6 protein-coding genes and 1 pseudogene are annotated in these 10000 nt (G+C 72.0%); 5 read left to right on the top strand and 2 right to left on the bottom strand.

Features of this window, described 5'->3' with window-relative positions; all coding sequences use genetic code 11:
- Together AC0B61_RS36665 and AC0B61_RS36660 are read right to left on the bottom strand one after the other, a co-directional pair.
- Nucleotides 1-2887 (bottom strand): annotated as a pseudogene (locus AC0B61_RS36665) (type I polyketide synthase); the annotation flags it as partial.
- Between the two features lie 283 nt (nt 2888-3170).
- A complete protein-coding gene (locus tag AC0B61_RS36660) occupies nt 3171-4037 on the bottom strand; it encodes an ACP S-malonyltransferase (protein ID WP_471746798.1) in 867 nt (288 codons plus the stop codon).
- 444 nt (nt 4038-4481) lie between these two features.
- Here AC0B61_RS36660 and AC0B61_RS36655 point away from each other — a divergent pair, with 444 nt between their 5' ends.
- From AC0B61_RS36655 to AC0B61_RS36635, 5 genes are all read left to right on the top strand, one after another.
- Nucleotides 4482-6173: a flavin monoamine oxidase family protein gene (locus AC0B61_RS36655; protein WP_471746800.1), complete on the top strand. Its 1692-nt coding sequence runs from the start codon at nt 4482-4484 to the stop codon at nt 6171-6173.
- Nucleotides 6174-6227: 54 nt separating this feature from the next.
- Nucleotides 6228-7973, top strand: coding sequence for a fatty acyl-AMP ligase (locus tag AC0B61_RS36650; RefSeq protein WP_471746796.1), 1746 nt, complete (start codon nt 6228-6230; stop codon nt 7971-7973).
- The gene (locus AC0B61_RS36645; RefSeq protein WP_471746794.1) at nt 7973-9565 is read left to right on the top strand and encodes an acyl-CoA carboxylase subunit beta; all 1593 of its coding nucleotides are present in this window, start codon (nt 7973-7975) and stop codon (nt 9563-9565) included. Before AC0B61_RS36650 ends, AC0B61_RS36645 begins: the two co-directional genes overlap by 1 nt.
- Nucleotides 9562-9792, top strand: coding sequence for an acyl-CoA carboxylase epsilon subunit (locus AC0B61_RS36640; protein ID WP_471746792.1), 231 nt, complete (start codon nt 9562-9564; stop codon nt 9790-9792). The genes AC0B61_RS36645 and AC0B61_RS36640 overlap by 4 nt, the downstream gene beginning before the upstream one ends.
- A gap of 68 nt (nt 9793-9860) precedes the next feature.
- A partial coding sequence (locus AC0B61_RS36635; protein WP_380420974.1) for a biotin carboxylase N-terminal domain-containing protein occupies nt 9861-10000 on the top strand: 140 nt, incomplete at its 3' end.

The raw sequence follows: 10000 nt of genomic DNA, 5'->3' as shown, positions 1-10000 counted from the left end.
CCCAGTCCAGCACGGCACCACGGGCGTGCACACCGGTCACGGCCTCGGTGAAGGACACCGCCTCCGAGCGGTCCTTGCGCAGCACCGGGGCGAAGACCGCCTCCTCGGTGTCGGTCAGGACGCCCTGGGCCAGTGCGGAGAGAGTCCCGTCCGGACCCAGCTCCAGGAACTTCCTCACGCCCTGCCCGGCGAGGTACGCGACACCGTCCGCGAAGCGCACCGCCTCGCGGACGTGCCGCACCCAGTACTCCGGCGAGGCCAGTTCCTCCGCCGTCGCCAGCTCACCGGTGACGTTGGAGACGATCGGGATGCGCGGCGCGGAGTAGCCGATCACGCGGGCGTGCCAGCGGAACTCCTCCAGCATCGGCTCCATGCGCGGCGAGTGGAACGCGTGGCTCACCCGCAGCCGGCGGCCCCGCCGGCCCTGCGCCTTCCAGTGCTCCAACACCTCCAGCACGGCGGCCTCGTCACCCGAAACCACCACCGACGAAGGCCCGTTGACCGCCGCGACAGCGATCTCCGCCTCACGGCCGGCCAGCAGCGGCAGCACCTCCGCCTCCGTCGCCTCGATCGCCGCCATCGCACCGCCGACGGGCAGCGCCTGCATCAGACGCCCGCGCGCGGCCACCAGGACGGCGGCGTCCTCCAAGGAGAACACCCCGGCGACATGCGCGGCGGCCAGCTCGCCGACCGAGTGGCCGACCAGGAAGTCCGGCTTCAGACCCCAGGACTCGACCAGCCGGAACAGCGCCACCTCGACCGCGAACAGCGCGGCCTGCGTGTACGCCGTCCGGTCCAGCAGCTCCGACCCGTCGAAGACCAGGTCCTTCAGCGGCACATCGAGGTGCAGGTCCAGGTAGGAGCACACCTCGTCGAAGGCCGCCGCGAACACCGGGAAGGTGCCGTACAGTTCACGGCCCATGCCGGTCCGCTGGCTCCCCTGCCCCGTGAACAGGAACGCGAGTGCGCCGCTGGAGGCGACCGCCCCGGCGGTGTCCCCGGCGGCGAGCGCTGCGAGGCCCGCGAGCAGCTGGTCCCGGTCCGAGCCGGAGACGACCGCACGGTGCTCGAAGCGGGAACGCGACAGCGCCAGCGAGTACCCGACATCCGTGGGCGACAGCTCCGGCCGCTCCCCGACGAACGCCGCCAAGCGCGCCGCCTGCGCCCGCAGCGCCGCCTCCGACTTACCCGACACCACCCACGGCACCGGAGCGTCGACGATGACCGCGCCCGCCTCCGCCGGCTCCTCCACCGGAGCCTGCTCCAGCACCACGTGCGCGTTGGTACCGCTCATGCCGAACGACGAGACGCCGACCCGGCGCGGACGCCCGACCGTCGGCCACTCCCGGGCCTCGGTCAGCAGCTCCACCGAACCCGCCGACCAGTCGACGTGCGGCGACGGCTGCTCGGCGTGCAGGGTCCGCGGCAGCACGCCGTTGCCCAGCGCCAGGACCATCTTGATCACACCGGCGACACCGGCCGCGGCCTGGGTGTGGCCGACGTTGGACTTGAGCGAGCCGAGCCACAGCGGCTCGCCGCCCTCACGCCCCTGCCCGTACGTCGCCAACAGGGCCTGGACCTCGATCGGGTCGCCCAGCTTGGTGCCGGTGCCGTGGCCCTCGACGGCGTCGACGTCGGCGGGGGCGAGGCCGGCGTCGCCCAGGGCGCGGCGGATGACGCGCTGCTGGGCGAGGCCGCTGGGGGCGGTCAGGCCGTTGGAGGCGCCGTCGGAGTTGATGGCGCTGCCCTTGACGAGCGCGAGCACCCGGTGGCCGTTGCGGCGGGCGTCGGAAAGGCGCTCCAGCACCAGGATGCCGGCGCCCTCGCCCCAACCGGTGCCGTCGGCGTCGGCGGAGTAGGCGCGGCAGCGGCCGTCCTCGGACAGGCCGCGCTGCCGGCTGAAGGCGAGGAAACCGCCGGGGCTGGACATGACGGCGGCGCCGCCGGCGACGGCCAGCGGGCAGTCACCGCGGCGCAGGGCCTGCACGGCGAGGTGGAGGGCGACGAGCGAGCCGGAGCACGCGGTGTCGACGGTGATCGTGGGGCCCTCGAAGGCGAAGGTGTAGGCGAGACGGCCGGAGGCGACGCTGGCGGCGTTGCCGGTGAGCAGGTAGCCCTCCAGCCCGTCGGCGGCGTCGGCCAGGCGCGGGCCGTACTCCTGGTTCTCGACGCCGACGTAGACGCCGGTCTGGCTGCCGCGGGCGGCCCTGGGGTCGATGCCCGCGTTCTCCAGGGCCTCCCACGTGCTCTCCAGCAGGAGGCGCTGCTGCGGGTCCATGCCGAGGGCCTCGCGCGGCGAGATGCCGAAGAAGTCGGCGTCGAACTCGCCCGCCCCGTGCAGGAACCCGCCCTCGCGGGTGTAGGTCTTGCCGCCGTCGTCCGGGTCCGGGGAGTACAGGTCGTCCAGGTCCCAGCCCCGGCTGGTGGGGAACCCGGAGATGGCGTCGCGGCCTTCGGCGAGCAGCTGCCAGAGGTCGTCCGGGGTGTCGACGCCGCCGGGCAGCCGCACGGCCATGCCGACGATGGCGATCGGCTCGTCGTCGGCGGCGGCCGCGACCGCCTCGTCCGCGGGGCTGTCCTCGGCGCCCGAGAGCAGGCGGCGCAGTTCGCGCGCGAGCGCCCGCGGGGTGGGGTGGTCGAAGGGCAGGGTGACGGGCACGGAGAGGCCGGTGGCGGCGATCAGCCGGCGGTGGAACTCGACGGCGGCGAGCGAGTGGAAGCCGAGTTCGAGGAAGGAGCTCTCGGGGTCGATGCCGGTCGGTCCGCCGCGGTCCGTGCTGCTGAGCACGTCCTCGACCAGACCGGTGACGAGGGCGAGCAGGTGGCGTTCCTGCTCCGGACCGGTCAGTTCAGGCTTCGAACCGAATTCTCCGGACTGGCCTACCATCGCTCGCTCCACCACTCTGCCGACATGGCTGTTCAGGGCTTTCAGGGCTTTCAGGGCTGTTCAGGGAAAACCGGACTTCACGCGAGCGTAGGTCGCCGCCGAGCGGCGTCCCCACCCCTACGCACCCCTTTCTTCCGGAGGCGCTCCCCGGGGGTCCGAGTGGGTCCTCAGGGGATTCCGGCGGTGCGCCGACCGGGCTTCCGGTGACGTTTCCGGCGGGGTTCCGGCGGGGTTTCCGGCTGTGCTTCCGGCTGCTTCCGAATGCGCGGGAGCGCCGCCGCGTTCAGCGGTCGGCCGGCCGCAGCGTGGACCGGAGGACGCTTTTCGGGTCGACCGCGACGACGTCGAAGTTCCGGGTGGTGCACTGCACCCGGCGGAACAGGTTCTCGGGGCCGGTGACGTAGAGCGTCCGCACACCGACCCCGAGCAGCGAGTCGACGACGTCGGGCCAGCGGATCCCCTTGTCGAAGGTGTCGAGCATCATGGTGCGCATCCGGTCGGCGGTGGTGACCAGGCTGCCGTCCTGGTCGGCGATGACGGTCTGCGCGGGGGCGCCGATCTCGTAGCGGCAGAAGACCTCTTCCTCGGCCTTGCGTCGCAGCCCGTCGAAGGCCTCGGCGTGCACCGGCGGGCGCATGGTGTACATCGAGTAGCCGCCCATGGCGCCGATGGCCTTCTTGAGGCCTTCGAGGAGGTGTTCGCGGACGGAGAGCATGTAGAAGCCCTGGTCGAGGCGGCCCGAGACGTCGTACCACTCGCCGTCGGCGGCGAGTCCGTCGAGGTATTCCCGGAAGTCGTCCTCGGGAACGCGCACGAAGGAGTGCGTCACGACATCGGTGTGTTCGGTGGCGAAGAACTCCTGCTCGCAGCGGGCGAGTTCGGCGGTCATCCGGACCACGTCGGAATAATCCATGGCGCCCGTCCAGGCGGCCGCGGCCTTCTGTCCGAAACTGGGGCCGGCGACGTAGTCGGCGCGCATTCCCATGACGTCCTCGGCCCGGTCGGCCAGCGCCAGGGAATTGACCAGGAAGGCCACCTGGGTGTATTCGGAGTAGTCGTCGTCGGCCGCGTGGAACCGATCGAGCAGCGAGTACCCGAGGGCCCGGTCGGCGTCGGCTATCCGTCGTCGCGCGTATCTGTCGAGAACCATGAACTTGCCGACCGTGGAAAAGCTCGACGGCCCCATTCCAGGAAATACGACAGCTGTCTTCTCTTCCATCAGCATTTCACCCAACAGTCAGCCAGCGGACAGCGTGACCGAGGCTACGGCGGGGTTTCGGCCGGCGACCACCCCATAAGCCCCCTAAGCCGACCCCGCACCGGTGCGCACGGGGTTCCGGACGGCGAGGGCCGGACCGACGGCACCGGTGACCTGCGGCGCAGGCCGCTCGGCGCGGGCTTTTGTACGGGTTGGGGCCCGTTGACAGGGTACGTAGGGGTTGCCCCCGCGACACCGCGAAAAATAGCGTGAGCCCGTCGGCGAAGGCGACCCGTGGTCCCGGGGCAGGCGCGAGACCCACCCCGGGCCGAAGCGTACGAGGCGCGGCGCGAGCGTGCGGAACTCTGCCGGAATTTCTCTGATTCTCGACCCAGTATTGTCGGCACGGCCCGAGGGGTTTTCCAGATGACGTCACCAAGCCCGGCTTCGATCAGCATGCTCGTTCCGGACTTCCCGTTCTCCTACGACCGGTGGCTGACCCATCCGGCCGGACTGGGCGTGCTGCCTCCGGAGCGGGCCGGCACCGAGGTCGCGGTGGTCGGCGGCGGCATGGCCGGACTGACCGCCGCGTACGAGCTGATGCGGCTGGGCCTGCGCCCGGTGGTGTACGAGGCCGGCGACCTCGGCGGCCGGATGCGGGCCGTGCCCTTCGCCAAGCACCCCGAGTACGTGGCCGAGTTGGGCGCGATGCGCTTCCCGGTCTCGGCGAAGGCGCTCTACCACTACATCGACCTGCTGGGACTGCCGACCAAGCCGTTCCCGAACCCGCTGGCACCCTCCACACCGGGCACCCTGATCGACCTCAACGGCGAGCAGGAGTGGGCGCGTTCGCCGCAGGACCTGCCGGAGCCGTACCAGCAGGTCGCGGACGCCTGGGAGAAGGTGCTCCAGGAGCGTGCGGACCTCTCGACGATGCGCGACGCGATCGCCCGGCGGGACGTGCCGATCCTCAAGGCCGTCTGGAACCGGCTGGTCCGCGAGTTCGACGACGAGTCGTTCTACGGCTTCCTGGCGAGCTCCTCGGCGTTCCACTCGTTCCGGCACCGGGAGATCTTCGGACAGGTGGGCTTCGGTTCGGGCGGCTGGGACACCGACTTCCCCAACTCGGTGCTGGAGATCCTCCGGGTGGTCTTCACCGAAGCGGACGAGAACCACATGTCGATCGTCGGCGGGGTGCAGCAACTGCCGTACGGCCTGTGGCGGCACACGCCCGAGGCCCCGGCGCACTGGCCGGCCGGCACCTCGCTCGCCTCGCTGCACGAGGGCGGCGCGCCCGGTCCGGCCGTGGTGGGCCTGCGGCACAAGGGCGAGGAGTTCGTGGTCGAGGACGCGGACGGCGGCATCCGCCGATTCCCGTCCGTGGTGTTCACCCCGCACGTGTGGACGCTGCTCAACCGCATCGACTGCGACCCCACCCTGCTGACCCAACCGCAGTGGACGGCCGTCGAGCGCACCCACTACATGGGCTCGTCGAAGCTCTTCGTCCTCACCGACCGGCCGTTCTGGCGGGACATCGACCCGCGGACCGGTCACGAGGTGATGGGGATGACGCTCACCGACCGGATCGCGCGCGGCGTCTACTTGTTCGATAACGGACCCGACCGTCCCGGCGTGATGTGCCTGTCCTACACCTGGAACGACGACTCGCTGAAGTTCGCCCCGCTCACCGACCGCGAGCGCCTGGAGGTCCTGCTGACCCGCCTGGGCCGGATCTACCCGGGCCTGGACATCCGCTCGCACATCATCGACGGGCCGATCACCGTCACCTGGGAGACCGAGCCGCACTTCGTGGGCGCGTTCAAGTCGAACCTGCCCGGCCAGTACCGCTACCAGCGGCGGCTGTTCACGCAGTTCATGCAGGACGACGTGAAGCCCGGCCACCGCGGCTTCTTCCTGTGCGGCGACGACGTCTCGTGGACCGCGGGCTTCGCCGAGGGCGCGGTGACGACGGCTCTCAACGCGGTGTGGGGTGTGGTCCGGCACCTGGGTGGCCACGCCCCGCACGCCAACCCCGGCCCCGGTGACCTCTTCGACTCCCTCGCGCCCCTGGATCTCCCGTACTCGTGATCCGGCACGCCACCACCGACCGTCCACGTCCTCGCGAAACGAGGTAGCACGACCGTGACCACCAAAGAACCGGTGCGGATGGGCCCTGCCACGACGCTGCCGGAGGCCCTGAGCCTGCGCGCCGAGAAGCAGCCCGACGACACCGCGTACGTCTACCTGCGGGACGGCGAGGAGCCGGACGGCTCGCTCACCTACCGGCAGCTGGACGTCGACGCGCGTTCCCGGGCCGCCGCGCTGGCGGCGGCCGGTCTCGCGGGGGGCAGCGCGGTGCTGCTCTACCCCTCGGGCCTGGAGTTCGTCCGCACGCTGCTCGGCTGCATGTACGCGCGGGTGGCCGGCGCCCCGGTGCAGGTGCCCCGACGGGCCACCGGTCTGGCGCGCCTGCGCCGGATCGCCGAGGACGCGGGCACCACGACCGTGCTGACCACCGCCGAGGTGAAACGCGACCTGGAGGAGCGCTTCGGCGACCTTCCGGAGCTCGCCGGGCTGACCCTCGTCGACACCGGCGCGCTGCCGCGGGCCGAGTGGACCGGCGGGTTCCCCGAGCCGGAGGACACCGCGCTGCTGCAGTACACCTCCGGCTCGACGGGCGACCCCAAGGGCGTCATGGTCACCCACGCCAACTTCCTCGCCAACGTGGCCGAGACCGACGAGCTGTGGCCCTCCGGACCGGACGGCGTGGTCGTGTCCTGGCTCCCGCTCTTCCACGACATGGGGATGCTCTTCGGCGTCCTGATGCCGCTGTGCGAGGGGATGCCCGCCTACCTGATGGCGCCGGACGCCTTCGTCCGCAACCCGGGCCGGTGGCTGTCGGCCATCGACCGCTTCCGGGGGACCCACGCCGCGGCGCCCAGCTTCGCGTACGAGCTGTGCGTGAAGGCCTGGCAGGAGGGCAAGGTGGCGCCCGGACTGGACCTCTCCTCCTGGCGGGTGGCCGCCAACGGCGCCGAGCCGGTGCGCTGGCAGGCGATCCGGTCCTTCGCCGAGGCCTTCGCGCCGACCGGGTTCCGCCCGGAGGCCATGTGCCCCGGCTACGGCCTCGCCGAGAACACGCTCAAGGCGACCGGCAGCCGGCCCGCCGAAGAGCCGACCCTGCTCTGGGTGTCCACGGATGCCCTGCGGGCGCACCGGGTCACGGTGTCCGCCCCCGGGCCGGGCGCGCAGCCGCTGGTCGGCTCGGGCGTCCCGGTGCTCGGCACCACGGTGCGGATCGTCGAGCCGGCCTCCCGCACCGCTCTGGCCGATCGCGAGGTCGGCGAGATCTGGGTCTCCGGACCGTGTGTGGCCGCGGGCTACCACGGGCGTCCGCAGGAGTCCGAGGAGACCTTCCGGGCGACGATCGACGGGCAGGAGGAGTCCGACACCTTCCTGCGCACCGGCGACCTCGGCTTCGTCCACGACGGCGAACTGTTCGTCACCGGCCGTCTCAAGGACGTCATCATCCGCCGGGGGCGGAACTTCTACCCGCAGGACATCGAGCTCTCCGCCGAGACCGCCGCTCCCGGCCTGCACCCCAACGCGGCCGCGGCGTTCTCCGTCGACGACGGTGAACGCGAGCGCCTGGTCGTCGTCGTCGAGGCCGACGGCCGGGCCCTGCGCACCACCGGTCCCGACGAGCTGGCGGCGCGCATCCGCGCCGCCGTCCACGAGGGCCAGCGGCTCGACGTGGACGAGGTGGTCGTCGTGCGGCGCGGCTTCCTCGCCCGGACGACCAGCGGCAAGGTGCAGCGCCGGGCCTGCCGGGAGCGTTACCTCAACGGCGAACTGAAGCACGCCTCGGCGGCGGAGAGGAGCGCCTGATGGCCCCCGACACCCCCCTCGTCCAGGAGCAGAGGGCGGGGACGGCCGCCCGACTCGCCGAACTGCAGCGCCGCCGCGACGAGCTGGCCGCACGGGCCGACTCCGCCGCCGCCCGCAAGCAGCACGAGAAGGGCAAGCTCACCGCCCGCGAACGGATCGACGCGCTGCTCGACCCGGGCTCCTTCGTCGAACTCGACGCGCTGGCGCGGCACCGCAGCCACGACTTCGGCCTGGAGCGGAACCGCCCGCTCGGCGACGGCGTGATCACCGGCTACGGCACCGTCGACGGCCGCAAGGTGTGCGTGTTCGCCCAGGACTTCACGGTCTTCGGCGGCAGCCTCGGCGAGACGTACGGCGAGAAGATCGTCAAGGTGATGGACCTGGCCCTCAGCACGGGCTGCCCGGTCATCGGGATCAACGACTCCGGCGGCGCCCGCATCCAGGAGGGCGTGGTCTCGCTCGCCTACTACGCGGAGATGGTCCGGCGCGAGGTCGAGGGCTCGGGCGTCATCCCGCAGATCTCGCTCATGATGGGCCCCTGCGCCGGCGGCGCGGTCTACGCCCCCGCCATCACCGACCTCGTCGTGATGGTCGAGGACATCTCGCACATGTTCGTCACCGGTCCCGAGGTGCTGCGCACCGTCATGGGCCAGCACGTCGACCGCGAGGACCTCGGCGGCGCGCTCGTCCACAACACCGTCTCCGGCAACGCGCACTACCTCGCGCAGGACGAGAAGGACGCCTTCGAGTACGTGCGGCTGGTGCTGGGCCACCTGCCCTCCAACAACATGGAGGACCCGCCGGTCTACGCCGCCACCGAGCCGGAGACCCTCACCGCGGCCGACCGGGCGCTCGACACCCTGGTGCCCGACAGCCCCAATGTGCCGTACGACATGCGCACGGTCGTGAGGACCGTGTTGGACGGCGGCGAACTGCTGGAGGTGCAGCCGCTGTTCGCCAAGAACGTGGTCTGCGGACTCGGGCGGATCGACGGGCACAGCGTCGGCATCGTGGCCAACCAGCCGATCGTCTCCGCCGGCGCCCTGGACATCGACGCCAGCGAGAAGGCCGCGCGCTTCATCCGGATGTGCGACGCCTTCCACGTCCCGATCGTGAGCTTCGTCGACGTCCCCGGCTTCCTGCCCGGCCTGGAGCAGGAGCAGGCCGGCATCATCCGCCGCGGCGCCAAGCTGATCTACGCCTATGCCGAGGCGACCGTCCCGATGGTCACCGTGGTCACCCGCAAGGCGTACGGCGGCGGTTACGGAGTCATGGGGTCCAAGCACCTGGGGATCGACATCAACCTCGCCTGGCCCACCGCCGAGATCGCGGTGATGGGCGGCGAGAGCGCTGTGACCGTGCTGCACCACCGCGCGGTCAAGGCGGCCGAGGACCCGGTCGCCGAGCGGGCCCGGCTGCGCCACGAGTACGAGCAGGCGCTCTGCAACCCGTACGCGGCGGCCGAACGCGGCTACGTGGACGCGGTGATCATGCCGCACGAGACCCGGCGGGCCGTCGCCGGCGCGCTGGAGACGCTGCGTGGCAAGCGCACGTCCCGGTTGCCCCGCAAGCACGGCAACATCCCGCTGTGAGCGGGGCGGGAGGCGGCGGCACCGCGCACCCGGTCGAGGACGGCCTGCTGGTGGTGCACGGCCGCCCGACGAACGAGGAACTGGCGGCCGTGGTCGTCGCGGTGACGGCGCTGACCGCCACCGAGGATGCCACCGGTGCGGCCGGTCCGACCCGGGCCGGCCGGGGCTGGGCGGTCCCCGCCCGGCGGATGACCCGCTGGCCCCGGAACTGGGGCACCGGTGACTGACTGGCCGCGCGTGCGGCCGCACGACCACCCGAAACGACGAGCAAACGGCAGGGACGAGGGAGTTCAACGTGCGTAAGGTGCTGATCGCCAACCGGGGGGAGATCGCGGTGCGGGTCGCCCGGGCCTGCTCGGACGCCGGTATTGCCAGCGTCGCCGTCTACGCCGAGCCGGACCGGGATGCGCTGCACGTCCGCGCGGCCGACGAGGC

It is taken from the genome of Kitasatospora sp. NPDC023385 (assembly GCF_055664045.1).
This window is presented reverse-complemented; position numbering and strand designations above follow the sequence as displayed.